Annotated in this window: 23 protein-coding genes, 1 pseudogene and 1 riboswitch; of the genes and pseudogenes, 13 read left to right on the top strand and 11 right to left on the bottom strand. The window is 64.6% G+C overall.

Translation table 11 applies throughout. The features are described 5' to 3' along the window. Window positions 1-121 precede the first annotated feature (121 nt). Window positions 122-496, bottom strand: coding sequence for a response regulator (locus RAD10_RS28325; protein ID WP_025033579.1), 375 nt, complete (start codon window positions 494-496; stop codon window positions 122-124). A gap of 42 nt (window positions 497-538) precedes the next feature. Next, the gene (locus tag RAD10_RS28330) at window positions 539-1,420 is read right to left on the bottom strand and encodes an MJ0042-type zinc finger domain-containing protein (protein WP_461620083.1); all 882 of its coding nucleotides are present in this window, start codon (window positions 1,418-1,420) and stop codon (window positions 539-541) included. A gap of 173 nt (window positions 1,421-1,593) precedes the next feature. Between RAD10_RS28330 and ftsE the strand changes: the two genes are divergently transcribed. The 4 genes from ftsE (at window position 1,594) to RAD10_RS28350 (ending at window position 4,830) form a co-directional block, all read left to right on the top strand. Continuing rightward, window positions 1,594-2,253, top strand: a complete 660-nt coding sequence (gene ftsE / locus RAD10_RS28335; protein WP_020508614.1) for a cell division ATP-binding protein FtsE — start codon at window positions 1,594-1,596, stop codon at window positions 2,251-2,253. Continuing rightward, a complete protein-coding gene (locus RAD10_RS28340) occupies window positions 2,246-3,214 on the top strand; it encodes a cell division protein FtsX (RefSeq protein ID WP_461620084.1) in 969 nt (322 codons plus the stop codon). Before ftsE ends, RAD10_RS28340 begins: the two co-directional genes overlap by 8 nt. A gap of 102 nt (window positions 3,215-3,316) precedes the next feature. Next, window positions 3,317-4,021, top strand: coding sequence for a YdcF family protein (locus RAD10_RS28345; RefSeq protein WP_461620085.1), 705 nt, complete (start codon window positions 3,317-3,319; stop codon window positions 4,019-4,021). Window positions 4,022-4,056: 35 nt separating this feature from the next. Further along, a complete protein-coding gene (locus RAD10_RS28350) occupies window positions 4,057-4,830 on the top strand; it encodes a lysophospholipid acyltransferase family protein (RefSeq protein WP_461620086.1) in 774 nt (257 codons plus the stop codon). Here RAD10_RS28350 and RAD10_RS28355 read toward each other — a convergent pair. Beyond that, a complete protein-coding gene (locus RAD10_RS28355) occupies window positions 4,827-5,435 on the bottom strand; it encodes a gamma-glutamylcyclotransferase (protein ID WP_461620087.1) in 609 nt (202 codons plus the stop codon). The two genes, RAD10_RS28350 and RAD10_RS28355, sit on opposite strands and share 4 nt — an antisense overlap. Window positions 5,436-5,545: 110 nt before the next feature. On the opposite strand from RAD10_RS28355, the gene RAD10_RS28360 reads away from it, so the two are divergent. After that, window positions 5,546-6,733, top strand: coding sequence for a DUF2125 domain-containing protein (locus RAD10_RS28360; protein WP_461620088.1), 1,188 nt, complete (start codon window positions 5,546-5,548; stop codon window positions 6,731-6,733). Window positions 6,734-6,747: 14 nt separating this feature from the next. On the opposite strand, the gene RAD10_RS28365 is transcribed toward RAD10_RS28360, so the two are convergent. Further along, window positions 6,748-7,416 carry an NAD(P)-dependent oxidoreductase gene (locus RAD10_RS28365; RefSeq protein WP_461620089.1) on the bottom strand — a complete coding sequence of 223 codons (669 nt, stop codon included), beginning with the start codon at window positions 7,414-7,416 and terminating at the stop codon, window positions 6,748-6,750. 121 nt (window positions 7,417-7,537) lie between these two features. Next, window positions 7,538-8,405 (bottom strand): annotated as a pseudogene (locus tag RAD10_RS28370) (SDR family oxidoreductase). Window positions 8,406-8,507: 102 nt separating this feature from the next. Between RAD10_RS28370 and RAD10_RS28375 the strand changes: the two are divergent. After that, window positions 8,508-9,398, top strand: coding sequence for a LysR family transcriptional regulator (locus RAD10_RS28375; RefSeq protein WP_461620090.1), 891 nt, complete (start codon window positions 8,508-8,510; stop codon window positions 9,396-9,398). Between the two features lie 53 nt (window positions 9,399-9,451). Here the strand turns inward: RAD10_RS28375 and RAD10_RS28380 are convergent, their stop codons facing one another. Genes RAD10_RS28380 through RAD10_RS28390 form a run of 3 tightly spaced genes read right to left on the bottom strand, consistent with a single transcriptional unit; the run spans window position 9,452 to window position 12,369 of the window. Next, window positions 9,452-10,390 (bottom strand): prephenate/arogenate dehydrogenase family protein, encoded by a 939-nt coding sequence (locus RAD10_RS28380; RefSeq protein WP_461620091.1) that lies wholly within the window; start codon window positions 10,388-10,390, stop codon window positions 9,452-9,454. Beyond that, window positions 10,387-11,484: a histidinol-phosphate transaminase gene (gene hisC / locus RAD10_RS28385; protein ID WP_461620092.1), complete on the bottom strand. Its 1,098-nt coding sequence runs from the start codon at window positions 11,482-11,484 to the stop codon at window positions 10,387-10,389. The genes RAD10_RS28380 and hisC overlap by 4 nt, the downstream gene beginning before the upstream one ends. 36 nt (window positions 11,485-11,520) lie before the next feature. Further along, window positions 11,521-12,369, bottom strand: a complete 849-nt coding sequence (locus RAD10_RS28390) for a chorismate mutase (RefSeq protein WP_091960290.1) — start codon at window positions 12,367-12,369, stop codon at window positions 11,521-11,523. A gap of 156 nt (window positions 12,370-12,525) precedes the next feature. After that, window positions 12,526-12,605: riboswitch (SAM riboswitch) on the top strand. Between the two features lie 91 nt (window positions 12,606-12,696). Between RAD10_RS28390 and metX the strand changes: the two genes are divergently transcribed. Together metX and metW are read left to right on the top strand one after the other, a co-directional pair. After that, complete coding sequence (gene metX, locus RAD10_RS28395; protein WP_461620229.1) at window positions 12,697-13,896, top strand: homoserine O-acetyltransferase MetX; 1,200 nt, start codon at window positions 12,697-12,699, stop codon at window positions 13,894-13,896. 2 nt (window positions 13,897-13,898) lie between these two features. Then, window positions 13,899-14,561 carry a methionine biosynthesis protein MetW gene (gene metW, locus RAD10_RS28400; protein WP_091960292.1) on the top strand — a complete coding sequence of 221 codons (663 nt, stop codon included), beginning with the start codon at window positions 13,899-13,901 and terminating at the stop codon, window positions 14,559-14,561. 122 nt (window positions 14,562-14,683) lie between these two features. On the opposite strand, the gene RAD10_RS28405 is transcribed toward metW, so the two are convergent. Beyond that, a complete protein-coding gene (locus RAD10_RS28405; protein ID WP_461620093.1) occupies window positions 14,684-15,547 on the bottom strand; it encodes an alpha/beta fold hydrolase in 864 nt (287 codons plus the stop codon). Between the two features lie 216 nt (window positions 15,548-15,763). On the opposite strand from RAD10_RS28405, the gene RAD10_RS28410 reads away from it, so the two are divergent. Next, window positions 15,764-16,453: an NlpC/P60 family protein gene (locus RAD10_RS28410; RefSeq protein WP_461620094.1), complete on the top strand. Its 690-nt coding sequence runs from the start codon at window positions 15,764-15,766 to the stop codon at window positions 16,451-16,453. Between the two features lie 115 nt (window positions 16,454-16,568). Here RAD10_RS28410 and RAD10_RS28415 read toward each other — a convergent pair whose 3' ends face one another. Next, window positions 16,569-17,357, bottom strand: a complete 789-nt coding sequence (locus RAD10_RS28415; protein WP_461620095.1) for an MOSC domain-containing protein — start codon at window positions 17,355-17,357, stop codon at window positions 16,569-16,571. A 240-nt stretch (window positions 17,358-17,597) separates the two neighbouring features. Here RAD10_RS28415 and clpB point away from each other — a divergent pair, with 240 nt between their 5' ends. The 4 genes from clpB (at window position 17,598) to RAD10_RS28435 (ending at window position 21,892) form a co-directional block, all read left to right on the top strand. Further along, on the top strand, window positions 17,598-20,237 hold the full coding sequence (gene clpB, locus RAD10_RS28420) for an ATP-dependent chaperone ClpB (RefSeq protein WP_461620096.1): 2,640 nt from the start codon (window positions 17,598-17,600) through the stop codon (window positions 20,235-20,237). Window positions 20,238-20,543: 306 nt separating this feature from the next. After that, window positions 20,544-21,467, top strand: coding sequence for a hypothetical protein (locus RAD10_RS28425; protein ID WP_461620097.1), 924 nt, complete (start codon window positions 20,544-20,546; stop codon window positions 21,465-21,467). A gap of 46 nt (window positions 21,468-21,513) precedes the next feature. Then, on the top strand, window positions 21,514-21,684 hold the full coding sequence (locus tag RAD10_RS28430; RefSeq protein WP_461620098.1) for a hypothetical protein: 171 nt from the start codon (window positions 21,514-21,516) through the stop codon (window positions 21,682-21,684). 70 nt (window positions 21,685-21,754) lie between these two features. After that, on the top strand, window positions 21,755-21,892 hold the full coding sequence (locus RAD10_RS28435) for a hypothetical protein (protein WP_461620099.1): 138 nt from the start codon (window positions 21,755-21,757) through the stop codon (window positions 21,890-21,892). Window positions 21,893-22,135: 243 nt separating this feature from the next. Here the strand turns inward: RAD10_RS28435 and RAD10_RS28440 are convergent, their stop codons facing one another. Beyond that, window positions 22,136-23,752, bottom strand: coding sequence for a hypothetical protein (locus tag RAD10_RS28440; RefSeq protein ID WP_461620100.1), 1,617 nt, complete (start codon window positions 23,750-23,752; stop codon window positions 22,136-22,138). Window positions 23,753-23,835 lie beyond the last annotated feature (83 nt).

Below are 23,835 nucleotides of genomic sequence, written 5' to 3' on the forward strand. Positions count from 1 at the left end.
AATCGGACCAATCCAGCCAATGTTGATGTGTCAGCTATGTCTCCGAACACCCGTCAGTGATCTGTCCGGGCTAAACATCAAGCCGGGGCATGACAGCGGAGTGTAGGACGGCAGCTTCGCGTCACCCCTTCTTCGCCGCCAGCGCATCCGCCACGGCGGTGCGGATGTCGGCGACCGAGAACGGTTTTGTCACGACGTCGTGCACCAGCGCATTGAGGTTCGAGGCGCGCTCGCGCTGGTCGGCAAAGCCGGTCATCAGCAAGATGGTCAAATCGGGAAAATCGCGCGCGGCGGAGAGCGCCAGCGCGATGCCGTCCATCACGGGCATCTGGATGTCGGTGAGCAGAAGGTCGAAGGCGCCGTCCTCGCGGGTCAGGATCTCCAGCGCCTCGGCGCCGTCCTGCGCGGTGACCGTTTCGTGCCCGTCCATGGCGATGGCGCGCGCCACCAGCGTGCGCATCGAATCTTCGTCATCGGCGATCAAGATCTTCGGCATGAGACCAAACTTTCGGACCAACCTCGGTACCGTGCGGCGCGATTATACGCTGCCGCCGGCAATGTCGCGCCGGTTGAAGAAGCGAATGTCGATATTGCGGCCTTCGGGCGGCGGCGAGGCCAGGCGGGAGCGGAAGAAGGCGCGCTCGCCGGGCCGCAGCACGGTCTGCTCCAGCACCGTATTCCAGGCGTAGATCTCCGCGCCTTGCGCGTCGCGCACGGCAAAGCGCAGCCGCGGAATGTCGAGCGGCTTCTTGCCCTCGCCGACGATCACACCCTCGATCACCAGCACCTGCTTACCGTCCACGGTCTCGCTGGACAGCTTCACGTCCTTGAAGGCGAGGCCCCGCAGGTTCACCTCAAGCCCGACCATCTTGTAGAAAGCGGCGGTCTGCGGCAGTAGCCGCACCATGTCGCCGCGCCAGATCACCAGCGCCAGCACCAGCGCGCCCATGGCAGCGCAGGCGGTCGGCAGGCCGAAATGGGATTTTTTGGGCGACGCGGTGGCAACTGGACGGCTCACCCGCGCGCCGCGGCGACCGAACAGACCGCGGAACCAGGACTGGTGCTGCGCGCCGACGACCTCCTCCTCGGCCTCCCGGGCCGCCGCGGACCACTCGTCCTCGATTTCCTTGGAGGCCTCTTCATCGGGCCAGTCGCTGGCGATCGAGGGGCTGTCGACGACGGGCGCATCGGTGGCGCCGTCGTCCTTGGCATAGGAGTTCCATTGCTCGGCGAGGTCGGTCTGGTCGTCGGCCTGGCTGGCCGCGGCCATGGCCGGGACGGATGCCTCCTCGATGGCATCCTCGGCATGGGCGATCCAGGTCTCCTTGCAGCGGGAACAGCGGACCGCCCGTCCGTTCGCCCCAAGGCTCGCGAGCTTGATGGCGTAGGATGTCATACAATGGGGGCAGACGATATGCATGGACGAGCCTTGACGATGACCGCGTCGGGGAGAGCCGCGCGGCAAGGATGCTACGATGTATGCTACAGCGCGACCGTTAACGAACCGGAAACCATAACGGCGGCAAAACCCGTTGGTCGCGTATGGCGGAGCGCAGCAGTGCGACCCGCGCCCCCTCTCGAACGGAGCTGAGCTTGGTTCGGTTCGAAAATGTCGGATTGCGTTACGGTCTGGGGCCGGAGATCCTGCGCGACCTCAGCTTCCAGATCCCGGCGCATTCGTTCCAGTTTCTCACCGGCCCCTCGGGTGCCGGCAAGACCTCGCTGCTGCGCCTGTTGTTCCTGTCGCACCGACCGACGCGGGGCCTGGTCAATCTTTTCGGCCACGACATCTCGCGTCTCGGCAAGGACGAGATCGCCGATCTGCGCAAGCGCATCGGCATCGTGCTCCAGGATTTCCGCCTGCTCGATCACATGACGACCTATGAGAACGTCGCGCTGCCGTTCCGCGTCATGGGCCGCAGCGAGTCGAGCTACCGCAAGGAGGTGATCGACTTGCTGCGCTGGGTCGGGCTCGGCGACCGCATGGACGCGCTGCCGCCGATCCTGTCGGGCGGCGAGAAGCAGCGCGCGGCGATCGCGCGCGCCGTGATCTCGCGCCCGCAACTGCTGCTCGCGGACGAGCCGACCGGCAGCGTCGACCCGACGCTCGGACGCCGCCTGCTGCGGCTTTTCATCGAACTCAACAAATCAGGCACCGCCGTCATCATCGCGACCCACGACATCGGCCTGATGGACCAGTACGAGGCCCGGCGGCTGGTGCTGCACCAGGGACGGTTGCACGTCTATGAGTAGGACCGACGAGCGCGGCGTGTTGGTCGACCTCGGACAGGAGCGTCCGCAGCTTCCGGCCAACGCGCGCAACATGTCGCCGATCGTGCCGCGCGCCTCGATCCAGGGCCGCGCGCTGGTCGCCGTCGTCGCCATCATGACCTTCCTGGCGTCGATGACCACGGGCACGGTGCTATTGGTGAGCGCCTCCGCCGCGGAATGGCAGTCGGACGTCGCCAGCGAAATCACCATCCAGGTTCGCCCGCAGGCCGGCCGCGATCTCGAACGCGACACCGCGGCGGTGACGGAGGCGATGCGCGCGCAAGCCGGCGTCGTCGAGGTCAAGCCGTTCACCCGGGAGGAGAGCGCCAAGCTGCTCGAGCCCTGGCTCGGCACCGGGCTGTCGATGGACGACCTGCCGGTGCCGCGCATGATCATCGCGCGTGTGCAACCCGGCACGCTGCTCGATCTCGGCGCCTTGCGCGCGCGCGTGACCCAGGTCGCGCCAAGTGCCAGCGTCGACGATCACCGCGCCTGGATCGAGCGGATGCGCTCGATGACCAACGCCACCGTGCTCGCCGGCCTCGGCATCCTCGCGCTGGTCATCATCGCCACCATCATCTCGGTCTCGTTCGCGACCCGTGGCGCCATGGCGGCGAACCGTCCGATCGTCGAGGTGCTGCATTTCGTCGGCGCCGGCGACCGCTACATCGCCAATCACTTCCTGCGTCATTTCCTGAGGCTCGGCCTCGAGGGCGGCGTGATCGGCGGCGGCGCCGCCATGCTGGTGTTCGGCTTCTCCGAGTCGATCGCCGGCTGGTTTTCCGGTACCCCCGTCGGCGACCAGTTCGCGGCGCTGCTCGGCACCTTCTCGCTGCGGCCGTCCGGCTACATCGTGCTCGCGGCCCAGGCCGTGCTGATCGGCGCCATCACCGCGGTGGCCTCACGCCAGACCCTGTTTGCGACGTTGAACGATGTGGATTGAGTTCTTTCTTCCGTTCTCCCGCAGGAGAGGGCGAAGAAACCGGACTCCACTTCGCCTCAAAACCTTTTAAAATCACCTCAGGGAAGGGATCACCGACATCATATGACCTCGCCGACCGACGATCGATCGCCGAACCTGCCGCGCGGCTGGCTGCGCGCGGCCGTGGTGTCGACGATTGCGCTCGCCTTCGTCGGCGCGGCGGCGGGCTTCATCGCGTTCCTGTCGCAATTGCGCGGCGCCGAGATCGCCCCAAGCCGCAAGGCAGACGGCATCGTGGTCCTGACCGGCGGCTCCTCGCGGGTGTCCGATGCCATGGAGCTGCTCGCTGCCGGCTACGGCAGGCGGCTCCTGATCTCCGGTGTGCACCCGACCTCGACGGCGAGCGACATCTCCCGGACGTTGCCGGAGAACCAGTCCTTCATGACCTGTTGTGTCGATCTCGACCGCACCGCGCTCTCGACCCGCGGCAATGCGGCGGAGGCGCGGCGCTGGGCCGACGGCCGCCGGTTCAAGTCGCTGATCGTGGTCACCTCGAATTATCACATGCCGCGTGCGCTGGTGGAATTCTCGCATGCGATGCCGCAGACGACGTTGATCCCATTCGCAGTGGTCGGCGACAAATGGCGCGAGGAGCCGTGGTGGACCTCGGCGTCCACCTTGCGGCTGCTGCTGTCGGAATATGTCAAGTACGTCGCGGCCGAGCTCAGGGTGCGGCTGGAGGATTTCGGGATTGACCTTTCGCCCGAGATGTCGGAGCAGCCTGCAGGTCAGCAGCCAAGGCGGCCCGCCACCGCCCAAGCCAATTGACAGGCCAATTGATCGGCAAATTAATCGGATCGTCGATGTTCCTGATTTTCCTGCGCTCGCTCGTGTTCAACGTGCTGTTCTACGCCGTGCTGGTCTGCCTCGCGATCGTGGCGCTGCCGACCTTCGCATTGCCGCCGCGCGCCATGCTGACGGTCGCGCAATGGTGGGCTAAGGCGACGGTGGTCCTGATGCGCGTGGTCTGCAACATCAAGGTCGAATTCCGCGGTGTCGAGAACATCCCGCAGGGGCCGCTGGTGATCGTGGCGAAGCATCAGTCGTTCTGGGAGACGTTCGTTCTGCCCGGTTTCTTCAATCGTCCGATCTTCATCCTCAAGCGTCAGCTCATGCAGATCCCGGTGTTCGGCCAGTTTCTGGTCAAGACCGGGATGATCGCGATCGACCGCAAGGCCGGCGTGAAGGCGCTCTTGGACATGACGCGGCGGGCGCGCGAGGCGGTGCGCTCGGGCAGGCAGCTTGTCATCTTTCCGGAAGGCACGCGCCGCGCGCCGGGCGCGCCGCCCGACTACAAGACCGGCTTTGCGCAGATCTATTCGTCCTGCGGTGTGCCGTGTCTGCCGATCGCGCTCAACTCCGGCCTGTTCTGGCCGCGGCGCACCTTCATGCGCTATCCCGGCACGCTCGTGGTGGAATTCCTCGATCCGTTGCCATCAGGCCTGCCGAAGGATGAGTTTCTCTCCCGTGTGCAAACGGCCATCGAAGAGGCAACGAGCCGCCTCGTCGAAACCGGCCGCAAGGAGCAGGAGCAATTGATCGGCGCCTCGCCGAGTTACGCGCCGTCGGAGAACTAGCGGATCTCTCGATCGTCGGGAGCCGGCGGGTGCAGGGAATGCGCCTCCCCATGCAGCATGGTCGCAAGCTGGTGCAATTGCGTATCGCGAAAACCTTCGGCCTCGATCGCCTTCACCGTCGCGGTGACATAGTCGCGATTGGCGCCGGACTGGCCGTGGCCCTGAACGACATGGCGGTGCTGCTCGACAAGCGACAGACGCCCGGCATATTGCACATGGCCGCGGTCGACGACATAGGCGAGCGCGGAGACGCGCTGGCGCGCATCGTTCTCCAGCCACACCGAGCGCATCACCTCGCGATAGACCGAGGTAACCTGCTCGCGTGCCCGCAAGTAAGCGACGACCTCAGTGCGGTTCTTCTCGGCGACGCGGAAGGCGATGCCGCGGCAGGCGCCGCCGCGGTCGAGCCCGAGCACCAGGCCGGGCTTCTCCGGCGTGCCGCGATGGACGAAGGAATAGACGCAGAGCGCCCGGTGCTCGCCGACCAGCCGCGCCGGGACGCGCTCCTCGAAATCGAAGCCCGGACGCCAGATCAGCGAGCCGTAGCCGAACACCCAGAGGTCGCCCGTGGCTGTCGTGACGGAGGGGAGGGTGATTTCGGACATTTCGGGCACGGCTACCAGAACCGCGCCCCCAAAAGAAGCGAATTCTCCGCCTTTCGTCGGGGGCTTGCCTCGCTTACATTTGCCAAAATCTGGGGCCAAAGGGTCGCCGCATGTCCAATATGACCGTTGCCGCAGGCCGCCGCCGCTCCCGTTGGGGCCTTTTCATCGCCCCCGTCCTCGTCCTGATCCTCGCCGTCGCCTGGAGCTGCTTCTGGTTCTACGCGGCTTCGCAGGCCGAAATTGCCGCAGACGCCTGGCGGGCGCAGGAGGCCAAGTCCGGCCGCATCTATGATTGCGCCAAGCGCTCGATCGCCGGCTTCCCGTTCCGCTTCGAGGTCCAGTGCTCCGGCGCCAGCGTCGCCCTGGTCTCGCAGAATGCCAGCAAGACCCCGTTCACGGCCAAGCTCGACAACATCCTGGTCGTTGCGCAGGTGTACGATCCCAAGCTCGTCATCGCCGAATTCTCCGCGCCGGCGACACTGACCGACGGCGTCACGCAAAACACCTTCGTGGTGAACTGGAGCAAGGGCCGCAGCAGCGTGGTCGGCCTGCCCTCGGTGCCGGACCGCGCCTCCCTCGTGTTCGACGATCCCACCATCAACAGGCTCGACGGAAGCATGCAGGTGCCGCTCGCGCGCGCCAAGCAGCTCGAGCTGCTTGGCCGCCTCGCGGACGGCTCGCCGGCCGAACACCCCGTTATCGAGACCGTGCTCCATGTCGCGCAGGGCAGCATCCAGGGCGTTCATCCCTTGCTCGCCGAGCCGTTCGAGGCGGACACGCGCGCCAAGATCACGGGCCTATCCGACTTGACGCCAAAGCCCTGGCCGCAGCGCTTCCGCGAGATCCAGGCCGCCGGCGGTCATATCGAGATCGTGCAGTCGCGGATCCAGCAGGGTGAGATGATCGCGGTTGCGGCCGGCACGCTCGGCCTCTCCGCCAGCGGCCGGCTCGACGGCGAATTGCAGATGACCGTGACGGGCCTCGAGCGCGTGATCCCGGCGCTCGGCATCGAGAAGATGCTGGAGGAGGGCGTGCCGCAGGCCACGCTCGATCGCGTCGCGCCCGGCATGAAGTCCCAGGACCTCAACAATCTGTTCGGCGCGCTCGATCGCGCCGTTCCCGGCCTCGGCAAGGTCATCAAGCAGAACGCCAATGCCGGCGTTGCCGCCGGCATCAATTCGATCGGCACCGAGAGCACGCTGGAAGGCAAGAAGGCGAGAAGCTTCCCGCTGAAGTTCGTCGACGGCGCCGTGCTGCTCGGCCCGGTCAAGGTCGGCCAGATCCCGCCGCTGTATTAGAGCGTGGGCTGAGTTCACCACGTGATCAACGGCGCACGATGCAGCCAGGCATCGGCGCGCAGTTGATCCAGGACGAAGGTTGCAACGTCTTGTCGCGATATGCTTCCTCCACGGAAGTCGGAGAGATCCGTCAGGGCTCGGACCGAGCCGCGGCCGGGCTTGTCGTTCAGGACTGAGGGCCGAACGAGAACCCAGTCGAGCCCACTGTCTCTGACGATGGCCTCCTGGCGGTTTTTGTCGGCATACACCTTGCGCAAGAGCAGCGGGAAAATCAGATTGTCGAAAACAAACCCGCCATGGCCGGCGCTATCACCTGCGCCAATTCCGGTGATGCAGACGAGGCGCGAGATTTGTTGCGCCTTCATCGCATTCACAAGCATGCGTGTCGCCGCCGAGAGCAGCGTCACCTCGCGGAACGGGCTCGCCGGTGTGCCGAGTGCGCTGACAACGGCGTCACGGCTCTTGAGTGCCTGACGCAAGGCGATCTCGTCGCGGGCATCGCCGATGATGAGATTGGCACCCTTCAGATCACGCGCTTTCTCGCCAGAACGCACGAGCGCCGCGACGTCGTACCCTCGCGCCACCGCCTGGTTGACGATCAGGCGGCCGGTGGCGCCGGTCGCGCCAAGGATCAGTATCTTCGGTGGGACAGTCCGGATGTTGTCGGTTTCGGAGTCTTGCATGGTCGTGACCTCGGAATGCGGGACGTCTCCGTGGAGGCCGCCCCCTGGTTCATGTTCGTTGTGACGATCAGAGCTTGCCTTCCGCGAGCAACTCGCGGGCTCGTGGCTGATGCCGCTGCCGTCAGGCCGAAGCCGTGATCTCGGAGACGAAGTCGCGATAGGAGCGCAGCGGACGGCCGAGGAGAGTGTTCAGACGCTCGACGTCGCCGGCATTGGGTCATTCCGTCGGTGAGGAAGCGCTCGCTCATCAGCCGCATGTCGAAGGCCATCCAGCTCGGCATGAACTGCCTGAGGTTCTTCTCGAAGCCGGCAGGATCGTCACCCGGATATGCGATCGTGCGACCCAGCACCTCCGACCAGATGGCGGCAGCCTTCGCGCCGGTCAGTGTGTCCGGACCGACGAGATTGATCCGGTCGGGCGGAAGTGATGCGCCGGACTTGTCGCGGCGGACGAGCTCGATGGCCGCGATTTCACCGATGTCGCGGGCGTCGATCATCGCCAGTCCTTTGCCGCCGATCGGCATGGGGTAGACGCCGTATCCGCTCACCACGTCCTTGATCGTGAGATCGTTGTTCATGAAGTAGGCGGGGCGCAGGATGGTGGCGTTGAAGGCCATCTGCTCGATCATCCGCTCGACGCCGAACTTGCCCGCGAAGTGCGGCACGTTCACGTACAGATCGCTGTGGATCACCGACAGATAGACGAGCTGATCGACGCCCGCTTCTCGCGCAATGTTGAGGGCGATCAGCGCCTGGGTGAATTCGTCCGCTACCACGGCGTTGAGCAGGAACAGGGTCGAGACGCCCGAGAACGCGCTGCGCAGCGCGTCAACGTCCAGGAGGTCGCCCTGCACGACGTTGACGCCCGGCGGCAGGTTGGCCTTTGCAGGATCGCGGACGAGGGCGCGAACATCGGCGCCGCGCTTGACGAGCTGTTCAACGACTTGGCGGCCGACATTGCCGGTGGCGCCGGTCACGAGGATGGTCATGGGTTCACTCCGAGGTGGGTTGCTGGACATCCCGCAAATTAGTGACCCACGTGCGGGCCGATAGACGCTATATTTGGACAGACCGTCTCATTGGTGGAACGTATGGATCTGCTCGCACTCGCCGATTTCAACCTTGTCGCCCGTCACGGCGGGTTCGGACGGGCCGCCCGGGCTGCCGGCCGCCCGAAGGCGACGCTCTCGCGCCGGGTCTCCGAGCTGGAGGGCAGCCTTGGCTTGCGCCTCTTCGAGCGCGGAAGCCGCACGCTGAAGCTCACCGAGGAAGGGCGGGCGCTCTATGAGCGGACGGGAACATTGCTCGCCGAACTCGACGAGACGGCGGCGGCGATCGCTTCAGGCGGTGCCAAGCCGCGAGGCAGATTGCGGATCAGCGCGCCTCTGCTTTTCTCACAAACTGCAATGGGAAAGCTGGCCGCTGCGTTCGCACTGAAATATCCGGAGGTGCGGCTCGAGGTCACGACGGAAGACCGCGCCGTCGACATGATCGAGGAAGGCTATGACCTCGTGATCCGCGTCAATCCCGATCCCGACGAAACCCTTGTCGGACGAATCCTGATGCGCGATCGGCTGGTCGTCGTCGCGAGCCCCGACCTCAGTCGCCCTGCGCACGATCTTGCCGTTCCGACCGTGGTGCGTGGTGCGAGCGATCTGACCTCGGCGTGGGAGGTGAAGTCGTCGATCGGAAACTCACGGATCTCGACCGATCCGGTGCTTCGCCTGTCGTCGATCGTTATGGTCCGCGATGCGGTCCGCGCAGGCGTGGGCGCCGCTCGCCTTCCTGTGTCGCTTGTGAGTCACGACCTGGCGGCCGGCAAGCTCGTCCACTGGGGTGATGTCGACGGACCGGAGATCGTCCTCTGGGCGCTCTACCCTTCGCGCCGGTTGCTGAGCGCTCGCGTATCCGCGTTCCTCGACTTTCTCAAGGAAGCCTTTCCCTCGGGGACGCCCGATGAGCTCGCGGCCTTCATCGACTAGGTCAAGCGAGCAGATCGAGATCGCTCCGCGCTGGAGCCATCCGAGCTACGAACTCACGGCTTGTTGCCGAGCTGCCCATGCTGCCGGCCGAAATCCGCGGCCGCCGAATCCTGTCCGATCTCGACGATGCCGCGGCGGATGGCGCGGGTGCGCGTGAAATGGTCGAACAGCGCTTCGCCGTCGCCGCGCCGGATGGCGCGGGTGAGTTTTGCTAGATCCTCGGTGAAGGTGCCGAGCATCTCCAGCACGGCTTCCTTGTTGGCGAGGAAGACGTCGCGCCACATCGTCGGATCGGACGCCGCGATGCGGGTGAAATCGCGGAAACCGCCGGCGGAGAACTTGATCACCTCGGACTCCGTGACCTGCGCCAGTTCGTCGGCGGTGCCGACGATGGTGTAGGCGATCAGATGCGGCAGATGGCTGGTGATCGCGAGCACGAGATCGTGATGATCCGGCGTCATCACCTCGACCTTGGCGCCCATCGCCGCCCAGAAGGCGCGCAGGCGATCGGTCGCGGCCGCATCGACGCCTTCCGGCGGGGTGAGAATGCACCAGCGATTGATGAAGAGCTCGGCGAAACCTGAATCCGGCCCTGAATGCTCGGTGCCCGCCACGGGATGTGCCGGCACGAAATGAACGGTCTTCGGCAGATACGGCGCCATGTCCCTGACGATGGCGCCCTTGACCGAGCCGACGTCGGAGATGATTGCGCCGGGCTTCAGATGCGCGGCGATCTCCTGCGCGACCTCGCCGCAGGCGCCGACGGGAATGCAGAGGATGACCAGATCAGCATCCTTCACCGCTTCCGCATTGGTCGCCACGACCTGGTCGACGATTCCGAGCTCCATCACCCGCGCGCGGGTCTTCTCCGAGCGCGCGGTGGTGACGATCTCGCCCGCCAGGCCCTGGAGCTTCGCAGCGCGCGCGATCGAGCCGCCGATCAGGCCGAAACCGATCAGCGCGACGCGCTGGAAGTGCGGTGCGCTGCTCATTTGCCGGCCACGAAATCGCGCAGGCCGTCGACGACGAGGCGGTTCGCCTCCTCGGTGCCGATGGTCATGCGCAGCGAATGCGGCAGGCCGTAATTCTTCAGTGCGCGCAGCACCAGGCCCCGCTTGGTCAGGAAGGCGTCGGCATCGTCAGCGGTCTTGCCCCTGTCGGTCGGGAAGTGGATCAGCACGAAATTGGCGACGCTCGGCGTCACCTTCAGCCCGAGCTTGCCGATCTCGTCGGTCAACCAGTTGCGCCAGGTCTCGGTGAATTGCTTCGACATCGCCTGGTGCGCGGTGTCCTCGATCGCGGCGACCGCGGCATACATTGCCGGCGTCGACACGTTGAACGGGCCGCGGATGCGGTTGACCGCGTCGATGATGTGCTCGGGGCCGAACATCCAGCCGATGCGCAGCGCGGCGAGGCCGTGGATCTTGGAGAAGGTGTGCGTCACCACCGTATTCTCGGTGGTGGCGACCAGCTCGATTCCCATCTCGTAGTCGTTGCGCGAGACGTAGTCGCAATAGGCGGCGTCGAGCACCAGCAGCACGTGCGAGGGCAGGCCGGCGCGCAGGCGCTTGACCTCGTCGAACGGCACATAGGTGCCGGTCGGATTGTTGGGGTTGGCGAGCCAGACCAGCTTGGTGCGCGGCGTCACCGCCTTGAGGATGGCGTCGACGTCGCAGGTGAGGTTGGTCTCCTGCGCGACGACATTCTTGGCGCCGACCGCCATGGTCGCGATCGGGTAGACCAGGAAGCCGTGCGTGGTGGAGATCGCCTCGTCGCCGTGGCTGAGATAGGTGTGCGCCAGCAGATTGAGGATCTCGTCGGAGCCGGCGCCGCAGATGATGCGGTTCGGGTCGAGCCCGAATGAGCGGCCGATCGCCTCGCGCAACACGCGCGAGGTTCCTTCCGGATAGTCTTCCAGGTGGTCCGCCACGTGCTTGAAGGCTTCGATTGCCTTGGGCGAGGGCCCGAACGGAGTCTCGTTGGCCGACAGCTTGAACACCTTGCGGCCCGGCTCGGCGACCGGGCTCTTGCCGGGCGTGTAGGGCGCAATATCGAGAATGCCGGGATTCGGCACGGGGCGGGACATCTTGAACTCCGAGAATGGCGGGGCGCGGCGTGCGATTTACGATTTCGCCCCGGTCGGGGGCACCGTATAGCGCGTTGCGTGGCTGCCGACGAGGGCCGTGGAGCGCACCGAGGCCCCCGCCTCGATCAGGGCAGCCCTGATTTTGTCGATGCTGGTCGCGCTCGTGACCGAGACAAGCAGCGCCGCGCCGTCGAAGGCGGTATCAGGCACCGCCACGATCTCGGCGAGCGGCGACAGGGCGCGCGCGACCTCGGCGTTCCAGCCGGAGACGCGGACGCTGAAGGTCTCGACCTCCGTCACCAGGGCGCTGTCGGCGACGCGCGAAATTGCGAACACCGGCAGTGCCGCCGGATGATCGTCGCGCTCGACGAAGGGCATCCGCGCGATGATCTTCGGCGCGCCTTCCGTTTCGAGCAAGAGCCACCATGGCGTGCGGCTGGACGTCGCCGACACCAGCGCCAGATCGCCCTTGGATTTCGCTACCGCCTCGACCGCGGCCTGCGCGCTGAAATGCGCGACGTAAGGCACCGTGAAGCCGAAATGGAAGCGCGCGGAATCGCGCATCGCCGGCTCGCTCGCCGAGATGTCGGCATGCACCGAGAACGGCGCCTGCACATAGGTGAACGTCGAGATGATGACGCGCCAGATGCTCTCGACCGTGTCGAGCGGCAGGATGCCGCGATGGCGCTGCACGATCTCGCGCATCATGGCGGCCTCGCGCGCGGGGCGGAACGCCGAGCCGACCTCCTGGGTTTGCTTCACCTGGATCAGGCGGTCGATGATGTCGCCGCGCTGCATCAGCAGGCGATGCATGCCCTCGTCGATCGCGTCGATCTCCTTGCGCAGTTCCTGGAGCGATGGTGGCGCGGGCGGACGTTGGGACATGTCTGGCTGTCGATGGTTTCGATGGGGGATGTCCTGATTAGGCAGTCGGGACGGCGAAAGCAAAGAGAAATCACGTCCTTTTCGGACGACGCGAGAGAGACGAATTGGGCCGATCCGGGCCGCGACTTGACGAAAACCGCCCAAGACGGTAGCTTTTGCCTGTTCCGTGGTCATTTGAGCCGGCCGGCTTGCAGCCACGTTAAAAAACTCGCTAAACAGGCCGGGGACGCTTCCGATCCCGGCCGAACCTATCGTTCAGGCCGGGTTTTTCATGGCCTGATGCAAGTGGCGATCACGCGTTTGATCGCAAACGAGGTCGATGGTCAGATGGGTGGCGTCAAGTCGATACCGAGTCCTGCGATCAGCGCCGACGAACGGTCGCACGAGGTGGATCATCCAAGCTCGCAGATCGCGCATTTCGGCGCCGAGCAGCCGCTGCGGCTCGATTGCGGCGTCGATCTCACCCCGTTCCAGATCGCCTACCAGACCTATGGCGAGCTCAACGCCGATCGCTCCAACGCGGTGCTGATCTGCCATGCGCTGACCGGCGATCAGCATGTCGCCAATGTGCATCCCGTCACCGGCAAGCCCGGTTGGTGGGAGACGCTGGTCGGCCCTGGCCGCCCCATCGATCCCAAGCACTACTTCATCATCTGCTCCAACGTGATCGGCGGCTGCATGGGCTCGACCGGGCCGGCGTCGATCAATCCTGCTACCGGCAAGGTCTGGGGCCTGGATTTCCCGGTCATCACCATCCCCGACATGGTGCGTGCGCAGGCGATGCTGGTCGACCGGCTCGGCGTCGACACGCTGTTTGCGGTGGTCGGCGGCTCGATGGGCGGCATGCAGGTGCTGCAATGGACCGCCGCCTATCCGGGCCGCGTGTTCTCCGCGCTGGCGATTGCCTGCGCGACGCGGCACTCGGCGCAGAACATCGCCTTCCACGAGCTCGGCCGCCAGGCCGTGATGGCCGATCCCGACTGGCACGGCGGCGGCTATGCCGATCACGGCATCCATCCGCATCGCGGGCTCGCGGTGGCGCGGATGGCGGCGCACATCACCTATCTTTCGGACGCGGCGCTGCATCGAAAATTCGGCCGGCGCATGCAGGACCGCGAGCTGCCGACCTTCTCGTTCGACGCCGACTTCCAGGTCGAGTCCTATCTACGCTACCAGGGCTCGTCCTTCGTCGAGCGTTTCGATGCCAATTCCTATCTCTATCTGACGCGCGCGATGGATTATTTCGACATCGCCGCCGACCATGGCGGCGTGCTCGCAAAGGCGTTCGCGGGAATTGCGACCCGCTTCTGCGTGGTCTCCTTCACCAGCGACTGGCTGTTTCCGACCTCGGAATCGCGCGCACTGGTGCACGCGCTGAATGCGTCGAGCGCGCGGGTGTCGTTCGCCGAGATCGAGACCGATCGCGGCCACGACGCCTTCCTGCTCGACGTGCCCGAATTCTTCGACATCTCCCGCGCCTTCCTGCAATCGGCGGGCAAGGCGCGCGGGCTCACCAGGGACGGCTAGTCATGTCTGTACAGGAAGTGCTGCCGTTGAACGGCGTCGCGACCGGATCGTCCGGCCAGTTTCGCGCCGATCATCTGCTGGTCGCCGAGATGGTCAAGCCGGGCTCGAAAGTGCTCGACGTCGGCTGCGGCGAGGGCGATCTGCTTCAGCTGCTGGAGACCCGCGGCATCGACGGCCGCGGCATCGAGCTGTCGCGCGAGGGCGTCAATCGCTGCGTCGCCAAGGGCCTTGCGGTGGTGCAGGGTGATGCCGACACCGATCTCGTCAATTATCCGGATGACGCCTTCGACTACGTGATCCTGTCGCAGACGCTGCAGGCGACGCGGCAGCCGCGCGTGGTGCTGGAGAATCTGCTGCGCATCGGCCGCCGCGCCATCGTCTCGTTCCCGAATTTCGGCTTCTGGAAGATGCGGCTCCAGCTCCTGGTCGGCGGCCACATGCCGCGCACCGAGAATTTGCCGGCAACCTGGTACGACACCGCCAACATCCATTTCTGCACCATCAAGGATTTCGTGCAGCTCTGCGACGAGATCAACGTCAAGATGGAGCGCTCGGTCGCGCTCGATCTCTACGGCCGCCCGGTGCCGCTGAATCTGCCCTGGTGGGTCTGGAACATGTTCGGCGAGCAGGCGGTGTTCTTGCTCAGCCGCGGCGGGGGGAAGTAGTTTTTCGTAGCCCGGATGGAGCGGAGCGCAATCCGGGGCAGGTCGTGCCGCGCTCGAGAATCCCGGATTACGCTTGCGCTCCATCCGGGCTACAAGACGGAGCGTTTGGCGACGTCTTCGCTCTAATGCGCCGCCAGCGATCTGGGATCGCGTGCTGGCCAGCGGCCGGCCTCAACCAGCGCCACGAACCGCTCCACGCTCGCGTTGAACAGCGCGGGCTCTTCGAGATTGAGCACGTGGCCGGATTTCGGAAACATCGCCAGCCCCGCCGCAGGCAGATGCTTTTTCAGGAACAGGCTCGGTCCGAGGCATAGATCGTCCTCGTCGCCGCAGATGATCAGCGCCGGCGTCGATGCGCGCTTGATCGCATCCGTCATCGTGTAAATCGAGGGGCGGCGGCCCTGGAAGCCGCGCATCGTGCGTGCCGACCCCTTGGCGTCGTGGCGCGCCAGCGCGGCGTAGAAATCGGCGTGGCCGCGAGCATCCTTCACCAGGAAGGGAATCCGGCTCGGCGCCTCGCGCGTCACTTTCGCGACCTCCGCGGAGCCCAGCGTCTCGAACTGCTCGGCATTGGCGCGGCACTGCTTGCGCCAGGCCTCCAAATTCTCGATCTCCGAGCCGGAGCCGACGCCGGCCAGCGTCATCGACAACGCGCGCTGCGGCGCGTTGAGCCCGATCTGGAGCGAGGAGTAGGCGCCCATCGACAGGCCGACCAGATGCGCGCGCTCAATCCTGAGATGATCGAGCACCGCGAGCGCATCGCTATAGAAATGCGTGTAGCTGTAAACCTCGCCTTCAGGCACGTCCGACGGCGTGTAGCCGCGCGCCGAATAGGTGATGCAGCGATGGCCGCGCGAGAAGTAGCGCATCTGCGGCTCCCAATTGGTGTGGTCGGCCGCGAACTCGTGCAGAAAAATGATCGGCGTTCCCTGACCCGCTTCTTCGAAATAAATGCGGACGTCATCCCTGGTCGTGGCGTGGGGCATTAACCGTTTCCCTCTCTTTAAGCCGCCCTTGCAGGATTGCAGTTAATGCTGTTGTCGGCAATCGGCAGCCTCGAGCCAGTATCGGCACAAAATCATCGCAGCTATTCGCAGGCAGCCCGCGTCTTTTTCTCGCCACATCGGGCGGCTTAACGGCCAGACCGATCCTGGCCGTTGCACGGGCCGATTGGGAAGTGGGGTGTCAACGAAGGATGAAGAATGTTTGAGTTGTTTGCGTCTCGCCTGTCGCGTTGTGTTGTCGCGCTGGCGATCTTCTTCGCGGCGGTTGCCGCGTTCGTTTCTCCGGCCTCAGCGCGGCCGCATCATCGTCATAGCGCAGAGCGGCACGCACACGTGCACCACGCCAGACATCATCACTACCGCCACCATGCACGCAGCTCGCGCTTCGAGCGCAGCGCGGCGCAGTTGCGGGCTAGCGGATTCGCCGACACCCAGGCGAGCTATGATCCGAACGCCAATAGCGGCGGCATGGTCCATAACGCCATGGCTAATACCGCAACGGCTAATACCGCGATGGCCAATAGCGGTGGCTTCGGCGGCGGATCGAACCTCGTATCCGAGGCGCGCCGCTATGTCGGCGGCAATCCGACCGGCCGCGGCAGCCTGTGGTGCGCGCGTTTCATGAACATGGTGTTGGAGCACACCGGCCATAAGGGCTCGGGCTCCGACATGGCGAGCTCGTTCGCGCGTTACGGCACCCGTGTCTCCGGTCCGCAGGTCGGCGCCATCGCGGTGATGTCGCGCGGTCGCAGAGGCGGTCATGTCGGCATCATCACGGGCATCGACGCGCAGGGCAATCCGATCATGATCTCCGGCAACAACGGCAACCGCGTCCGCGAAGCGCCGGTCTCGCGCGGGCGGATCTATGCCTATGTGATGCCGAACTAACGAGGGAGCCGTAGGGTGGGCAAAGGCGCACTTGCGCCGTGCCCACCATCTCTCTCCGTCGCAGAAATTGCGTGGGCAAGCTTCGCTTTGCCCACCCTACGGTACCGGTGCCGGCTCACACCAGCTTCGGCTCTTCCAACGCGATCGCATCGCCGACGCCGATCTCGCCACCTTCGATCACCTCGGCATAGATGCCGCAGTCCATGTGGCCGAGATTGCGCGAGAGCGTCGGCGGTATCTCGAGATCGCGCTTGGCCGTAACCGGGTCGACATTGGTGGCCGGGCAGCGGACGATGCGCTTGACCACCTTCAGCCGCGCCGCGCCGATCGCCAGCGTCTGGCCGACGAGATCGAGCTCCGACCAGGCCGGCCACCCCTTTACATAAAGATTGGCACGGAAACGCAGGGGATTCACGGCGGTGCCGCCCAGGATTGTCTCGATGGCGCGGACGCTGCCGAGATTGATGATGGAGACGACCTTGCGGGCGACGTCGGAGAAGCTGTGGTCGCGGCCTGACAGGACTTTTGGCGGCCCCTTCAGCTCCGGCTGAAAATTCTCCGCGAAGTAGCGCTCGATGGCGGCGCGCCCGGCCGCGGTCTCGAGGTCGCCGCTGGCGACGGTCTGGCCGTCCTTGCGGATGGTCAAGACATTGGTGGCGTCGTCGAAGCGGCTGTCGAGCTCGGCAAGCCGCTCATTGCGTGCGAGCATCAGAAACTGGATTTTCGGCCTCCATTCGGGCCGTTCGGGATCAAAGCCGCTCGGGCCGTTCTCGATGGCGTAGCGGCGGTCGGCGGGCAGGGTCTGGCCCGTCCGCAAGGGGGCGCGGTGCAGCAGCTCAGGTGTCAGGCCCTTGATCGGGTAGCGGTAAAGGCCGGTGATCTCGGCGGTCTGGCTAGCTGTCATGCCGCTACTTAAGGGATTCGACCCGGCCCCGCCAAGCCGGCGGATCAGCGCACGAAATTGTGAACTGGCCTCTTTCGCATCCGCAACCTGCTTCCCACATCTGCCTCAGGCCGGCGGCAACGTCGGCAAAAACACGACCGTTACCGGTTGAGAAACGTCAATGCGGTAATCGGAAACCCAATGAAGATGCCGTTTGGAGTGCCTTAGAGGGCTCCAGGGGCAGGCCGAGGGACAGAAAAGATGAATATCGACAAATACACCGAACGCTCCAGGGGCTTCGTCCAGTCAGCGCAGTCGCTTGCGATGCGCGAGGGGCACCAGCAGTTTTCCACCCTGCACGTGCTCAAGGTCCTCCTGGACGACAATGAGGGCCTCGCTTCCGGCCTGATCGACCGCGCCGGCGGCAATTCCCGTGCAATCCTGAAGGCGACCGAGGATGCCCTCGGCAAGGTGCCGAAGGTCAGTGGCGGCGGCGCCGGCCAGATCTATCTGGCGCCCGAGCTCGCCCGCACTTTTGATGCCGCCGAAAAGGCCGGCGAGAAGGCTGGCGACAGCTTCGTCACCGTCGAGCGGCTGTTGCTCGGCCTAACGCTGGAAAAGACCAGCGAGGCCGGCACCATCCTCGCCAAGGGCGGCGTCACCCCGCAAAACCTCAATGCGGCGATCGAGGCCCTGCGCAAGGGCCGCACGGCCGACTCGGCCACTGCCGAGAACGCGTACGACGCGCTGAAGAAATATGCCCGCGACCTGACCCAGGCCGCGCGCGACGGCAAGCTCGATCCGGTCATCGGCCGCGACGAGGAGATCCGCCGCACCATCCAGGTGCTCTCGCGTCGGACCAAGAACAATCCCGTCCTGATCGGCGAGCCCGGCGTCGGCAAGACCGCCATCGCGGAAGGGTTGGCGCTGCGCATCGTCAACGGCGACGTGCCGGAGAGCCTGAAGGACAAGAAGTTGCTGTCGCTCGACCTCGGCGCGCTGATCGCGGGTGCAAAATACCGCGGTGAGTTCGAGGAGCGGCTGAAGGCCGTGCTCCAGGAGGTGACCGCGAGCGAGGGGAATTTCGTCCTCTTCATCGACGAGATGCACACCTTGATCGGTGCCGGCAAGGGCGACGGCGCGATGGACGCCTCCAATTTGCTCAAGCCCGCGCTCGCCCGCGGCGAGCTGCACTGCATCGGCGCGACCACGCTCGACGAATACCAGAAGCACGTCGAGAAGGACGCCGCGCTGGCGCGGCGCTTCCAGCCGATCTTCGTCAGCGAGCCTTCGGTCGAGGACACCATCTCGATCCTGCGCGGCCTCAAGGACAAGTACGAGCAGCACCATGGCGTGCGGATCACCGATTCCGCACTCGTGGCCGCGACGACGCTGTCCAACCGTTACATCACCGACCGTTTCCTGCCCGACAAGGCGATCGACCTCATGGACGAGGCGGCTGCGCGGCTGAAGATGCAGGTCGATTCCAAGCCGGAAGAGCTGGATTCGCTCGACCGCGAGATCATCCGGCTCAAGATCGAGCAGGAAGCTCTCAAGAAGGAAAGCGATCCCGGCTCCAAGTCCCGTCTCGAGGCGCTCCAGAAAGAGCTCGCCGAGCTCGAGGAGAAGTCCGCGGCGCTGACGGCACGCTGGAGCGCGGAGAAGAACAAGCTCTCCAACGCCCAGAAGCTGAAATCGGAGCTGGACGCCCTGCGTGTCGATCTCGCCGACGCCCAGCGTCGCGGCGAATTCCAGAAGGCCGGCGAGCTGGCCTATGGCCGGATCCCGCAGCTCGAGAAGCAGCTTGCGGATATCGAGGCGCGTGAAGGCTCCGGCGAGATGATGGAGGAGGCGGTCACCGCCAACCACATCGCGCAGGTGGTCTCGCGCTGGACCGGCGTGCCCGTCGACAAGATGCTGGAGGGCGAGAAGGAAAAGCTCCTGAAGATGGAGGAGCAGCTCGGCACCCGCGTCGTCGGCCAGGCCGAGGCCGTGCGCGCGGTCGCAACCGCCGTGCGCCGCTCGCGCGCGGGCCTGCAGGACCCGAACCGCCCCACGGGCTCGTTCATGTTCTTAGGCCCCACCGGCGTCGGCAAGACCGAGCTGACCAAGGCCTTGGCTGAGTACCTGTTCAACGACGAGACCGCGATGGTCCGCCTCGACATGTCCGAATACATGGAGAAGCACTCGGTCTCGCGGCTGATCGGTGCGCCTCCGGGCTATGTCGGTTATGACGAAGGCGGCGCGCTCACCGAGGCGGTGCGGCGCCGGCCCTATCAGGTGGTGCTGTTTGACGAGATCGAGAAGGCGCATCCCGACGTCTTCAACGTCCTGTTGCAGGTGCTCGACGACGGCCGCCTGACCGACGGCCAGGGCCGCACCGTCGACTTTCGCAACACGCTGATCATCATGACCTCGAATCTCGGTTCGGAATTCCTCGTGAACCAGCCGGAGGGCGAGGATACCTCGGCCGTGCGCGAGCAGGTGATGGCAATGGTGCGCGGGCATTTCCGCCCCGAATTCCTCAACCGCGTCGACGAGATCATCCTGTTCCACCGCTTGCAGCGGAGCGAGATGGGCCGGATCGTCGAGATCCAGTTCGCGCGGCTGCAGAAGCTTCTGACCGATCGCAAGATCGTGCTGACGCTCGACGCCGCCGGCCGCGACTGGCTCGCCGCCAAGGGCTGGGACCCCGCCTACGGCGCAAGGCCGCTCAAGCGCGTGATCCAGCGTCACGTCCAGGACCCGCTCGCCGAGATGATCCTGGCCGGCGACATCAGGGACGGTGACAGTGTCGCGATCTCGTCCGAAGGCAACGTCCTGACCTTCAACGGCAAGGCGCCGCAGACCGCCGAGATCACCCCGTTCGAGGCGCCGGTGGTGAAGCGGAAGCTGAACTGAGCGCGGGCGATCAAAGCCGGAAACGACAAGCCGCCCCGGAGAGGTCAACCTCTCCGGGGCGATTTTTTGTGGGTGGTTGGTTCGCTGATTGTGGAGCGGAGCCGCCGTTTTGCCGGGTCGTGCGCCTTCGCAGTGCACTCCCACCGGCATATGCATGCCATCTACAATTTTGACGCACTGCACGCAAAGGAAGTGTTGTGCAAATGCGACACGTAAGGCGCTTTAACGCTGTGGCTGTGTGAATCCTCTTGAACAACCCGACACATCATCGCCACAATCCCTAACGAGGGGTTAAGGGGGCGTAGCATGCGTGGCGTGGGGGCGTTGCGTCGACGATCCGTGCAAAGTGCCGGGCTTATTTTAGCCTGCGTAGCTTTGTCCGGTTGCGAAACTTTCCGCGGAAGGCCAGATCGAATTTACACTGTCGCCGAAGAGGTGGCGAACGCGCGGGAAGCGCTGCCAGGTATCGCAACCAGTTACGAGTTCGCGAGCTCTGACAATGATCGGATGTTCTACCGCAACGAGTACATCGCTCGCCGGATGTACATCATCGACGCAGAATTCACCGAGTTCGAGACCGCGCTAACAAGGGAACGGGGCGAGTTTGGCTTTACGACGGCGGTGGTCACGCAGGGATTGACGACGGCCGGAGCGGTGTTCACGCCGGTAAATACCGTGCGAACCCTGAGCGCGCTCGCGGGCGGTGTGAATGCAAGCAGGGGCTTCTACGATTCAGAGTTGCTTGTAAACAAGACGATCCAAATCGTGCAGGCCCAGATGGAAGCAAAGCGCGACATCGTTGCCGCGCGCATCTTCAAGAAGGTCGATTTCCCACCTCGCACTTACCCACTCTCGGCTGCACTGCATGATCTGGAAGATTACTACCGTGCAGGGACGCTCACTGCTGGTTTGATCAAGGCTGCAGCCGAAGCGGGTGAGGCGGCGAAGGACGCTTCGCTTCAAAAGGAAGCCGCCATGATCGTCCAGGGCGGCGCGTATCAACCAAAAGAGGTTACGACAAAATTGGTATTGGCCTATCTGAACGCTGCAGATAAGGACCTCAAAGCGAAGCGGTTCAACGACATGAGCACTTGTCTGTTCAATGCGGGCTTCAAGACGACTGGTGGCGGTAAGCCGAACCCGTTCAGCTACGCTATCGGCCAAAACAATCTCACTGCCAGAAGCAAGATGATCGCGTGTGCTCACAATAACGGAGACCCTATGACATAGGGCAGGCCGGACTGTTCGGATACATTAAGCCACAAGGAGTTGCGGGATGTCTGAAACTACTACGTTGGTCGACATTGAGACCAAGGAGGATGCGAAAGTCCTGATTGAAATCTTCTTGGGGCACGACAAGACGACCAAGATCGAGATCAAGAAGGATGTCATCGGTTATAAGGGCCAATTCACCGTTCAAGATCCTGCGCACGAGGCTGTCGCCTAGGTTGCCATTTGATTTTCCGAGATAGTGTTGCGCGAGCAAGCGAGATTTCAGCCATAACAGGAGGACGATCGTGGCAGCGCCGAAAAAGGACCTATCCGTAGAAGATGCTCAAAAGGAAGCTTTCGCCGCACTCGACAAGGATGACACGATCAAGGTCACTTTGGAGAAGCAGGACGACGGGAAGTGGACGTTATCCGCTGAGCCTTGAGTGCGGCCGGCAGGGCTGTAGTGCGGATGTAAGCCGTCGCGTCACGACGGCGTCTCCCGCATCACCGCGCTGCCGGCTGGTGGCCCGCCTCCACCATGCAGATGCACGCGTCTGCGCGTCCCGGTGTGGCTTTGCGCAGTTGCGCCTGCTCAGCTTTATACGTCGCCAACGGCAGCGTAGGCCAAAGGACCAACCCGCAGGCCGGCTCGCCAAGTCCAGCCGCCGACTGGAACGCGCCGGGATCTATTTCTTCGAGACCTTGTAGATCGCGTTCTCGATGTCGGACGAGAAATAGATCACCCCGTTCGCCCCGATCGCCACGCCTGTCGGAATGTTGGTCGGCAATCCGCCGGGTGCGCCCGCGAGGCCGATCGGGAGATTGGCCGCGATCTCGGTGATCTTGCCGCTTTCCGGCGCGATCGCGATCAGCCGCTTGGCGCCGACTTCCGCAACGACCAGCTGGCCGTCGCTCGTACGCGCGATGCCCTCCGGCATCTTCAGCTCCTTGGCGAGCACGGTCTTTTCGCCGTTGCTGTCGATCCGGGACAGGGTGCCTGCAAAGGCCTCGGTGACGTAGACCTCGTCGGTCTTGCCACGGACGAGCCCGACCGGGCCCTCGAGGTCGCCGATCAGCGTGGTGCGATCCTTGCCGTGCTCGCCGCTCACCTTGACCAGCGACTTGGTGCCGAGCTCGGCGACCAAAATGCTGCCATCGGCGAGCACGATCGCATCGTGCGGCGCCTTGAAGTCATGCAGCATGTCGCGCGTCGCGCCGGTCTTGGCGTCGATCACCTGCACCGTGCCGGTGAACCAGCTCGACAGCACCACGTCGTTGCCTCGCGCCGTCGCGCTCATCGGATATTCCAGCGTGGTGCCTGCGGCGTGCATGCGCGCCTTTTCGGTGACCTCGCCGGTTGCGCCGTCCACCGTGCGATAGGCGAACACGTCGGCGAGGTGGATCGTATCCTTGCCGTTCTCCGAGGTGACGCCGATGCCACCCGGCAAAGCGAGCTTGCCGATGATGATCTGCTTGGCCTGGCCGGTCGCGGGATCGACCTCCTGAATGCCGTTGTCGGCCATGTTGGAGACGTAGATGCGATCCTTGTCGTCGATGGCGAGATTGTCCAGCGACGGCTTCAATTGCGCGACCATGCTCTTGGCGCCCGATTTGGGATCGACCCGGACGAGCTGGCCGAGTGCGGTGTCGACCACAAAGAGATTGCCCTTGGAATCGAAGTTCACCGCGGCCGGGACCTTGAAGCCGTCGGCGACGACCGTCAGCTCGGCCTTGTCGACGTCGACTTTCGCGACCTGGCCCTTGAACCAGAGCGGACCATAGAGCTTGTCGTCGGGACCGAACTCGAAGCCGTTGAGGCCGCCCATCTTCTCCATGATCTGGCGCGGCGGTTTGACGCCCTCGATGTCGATCTCGTAGAGCGTGTCGCCGAGGAAAACGGTGGTGGCGTAGAGCCTGCCGTCCTTGCGGAAGGCGAGCGAGTTGATGCCTGGAAGGCCGCTGGCGAGCTTCTTGATCGGGCCGTCGCCCTTGCGCGCATAGAGATCGCCGGTCAGGAATCCGGTCCAGGCCATGGTGCCGTCGGGCGCGAACGCGATGTCGTCGGCCATTCCGATCGGCGAGGGGATTGCAACCTTGGCGGTACCGCCTGATATGTCGACCTCGTACAGCGCCGCGCCGGCGACGCTGCCGGCGAACAGATGGCCGGCCTTGTCGATGCCGAGCCCATGCACGCCATGGAAAGCCGAGCCCTGGACCAGCTTGGTGACCTCCCAAGTCTCGGCCGATGCGCTCGTGGTAGCGAAAAGGGCAACGAATGCTGCGCAGGCGAGCCTGTTCTTCATGGCGAGACCTCCCGTTTTTTGGAAAGTATTCGCCCCTGGTGCCGCTTTGGCAAACGAAACTTGACGTTGAGACGCCGCCAAGC

This window comes from Bradyrhizobium sp. 23AC, assembly GCF_054863025.1.

Coding starts and splice junctions, on each gene's coding strand:
- RAD10_RS28325 (WP_025033579.1), bottom strand. CDS start 496: ATGCCGAAGATCTTGATCGCCGATGACGAAGATTCGATGCGCACGCTG.
- RAD10_RS28330 (WP_461620083.1), bottom strand. CDS start 1,420: ATGCATATCGTCTGCCCCCATTGTATGACATCCTACGCCATCAAGCTC.
- RAD10_RS28340 (WP_461620084.1), top strand. CDS start 2,246: ATGAGTAGGACCGACGAGCGCGGCGTGTTGGTCGACCTCGGACAGGAG.
- RAD10_RS28345 (WP_461620085.1), top strand. CDS start 3,317: ATGACCTCGCCGACCGACGATCGATCGCCGAACCTGCCGCGCGGCTGG.
- RAD10_RS28350 (WP_461620086.1), top strand. CDS start 4,057: ATGTTCCTGATTTTCCTGCGCTCGCTCGTGTTCAACGTGCTGTTCTAC.
- RAD10_RS28355 (WP_461620087.1), bottom strand. CDS start 5,435: ATGTCCGAAATCACCCTCCCCTCCGTCACGACAGCCACGGGCGACCTC.
- RAD10_RS28360 (WP_461620088.1), top strand. CDS start 5,546: ATGTCCAATATGACCGTTGCCGCAGGCCGCCGCCGCTCCCGTTGGGGC.
- RAD10_RS28365 (WP_461620089.1), bottom strand. CDS start 7,416: ATGCAAGACTCCGAAACCGACAACATCCGGACTGTCCCACCGAAGATA.
- RAD10_RS28375 (WP_461620090.1), top strand. CDS start 8,508: ATGGATCTGCTCGCACTCGCCGATTTCAACCTTGTCGCCCGTCACGGC.
- RAD10_RS28380 (WP_461620091.1), bottom strand. CDS start 10,390: ATGAGCAGCGCACCGCACTTCCAGCGCGTCGCGCTGATCGGTTTCGGC.
- hisC (WP_461620092.1), bottom strand. CDS start 11,484: ATGTCCCGCCCCGTGCCGAATCCCGGCATTCTCGATATTGCGCCCTAC.
- RAD10_RS28390 (WP_091960290.1), bottom strand. CDS start 12,369: ATGTCCCAACGTCCGCCCGCGCCACCATCGCTCCAGGAACTGCGCAAG.
- metX (WP_461620229.1), top strand. CDS start 12,697: ATGGGTGGCGTCAAGTCGATACCGAGTCCTGCGATCAGCGCCGACGAA.
- metW (WP_091960292.1), top strand. CDS start 13,899: ATGTCTGTACAGGAAGTGCTGCCGTTGAACGGCGTCGCGACCGGATCG.
- RAD10_RS28405 (WP_461620093.1), bottom strand. CDS start 15,547: ATGCCCCACGCCACGACCAGGGATGACGTCCGCATTTATTTCGAAGAA.
- RAD10_RS28410 (WP_461620094.1), top strand. CDS start 15,764: ATGTTTGAGTTGTTTGCGTCTCGCCTGTCGCGTTGTGTTGTCGCGCTG.
- RAD10_RS28415 (WP_461620095.1), bottom strand. CDS start 17,357: ATGACAGCTAGCCAGACCGCCGAGATCACCGGCCTTTACCGCTACCCG.
- clpB (WP_461620096.1), top strand. CDS start 17,598: ATGAATATCGACAAATACACCGAACGCTCCAGGGGCTTCGTCCAGTCA.
- RAD10_RS28425 (WP_461620097.1), top strand. CDS start 20,544: ATGCGTGGCGTGGGGGCGTTGCGTCGACGATCCGTGCAAAGTGCCGGG.
- RAD10_RS28430 (WP_461620098.1), top strand. CDS start 21,514: ATGTCTGAAACTACTACGTTGGTCGACATTGAGACCAAGGAGGATGCG.
- RAD10_RS28440 (WP_461620100.1), bottom strand. CDS start 23,752: ATGAAGAACAGGCTCGCCTGCGCAGCATTCGTTGCCCTTTTCGCTACC.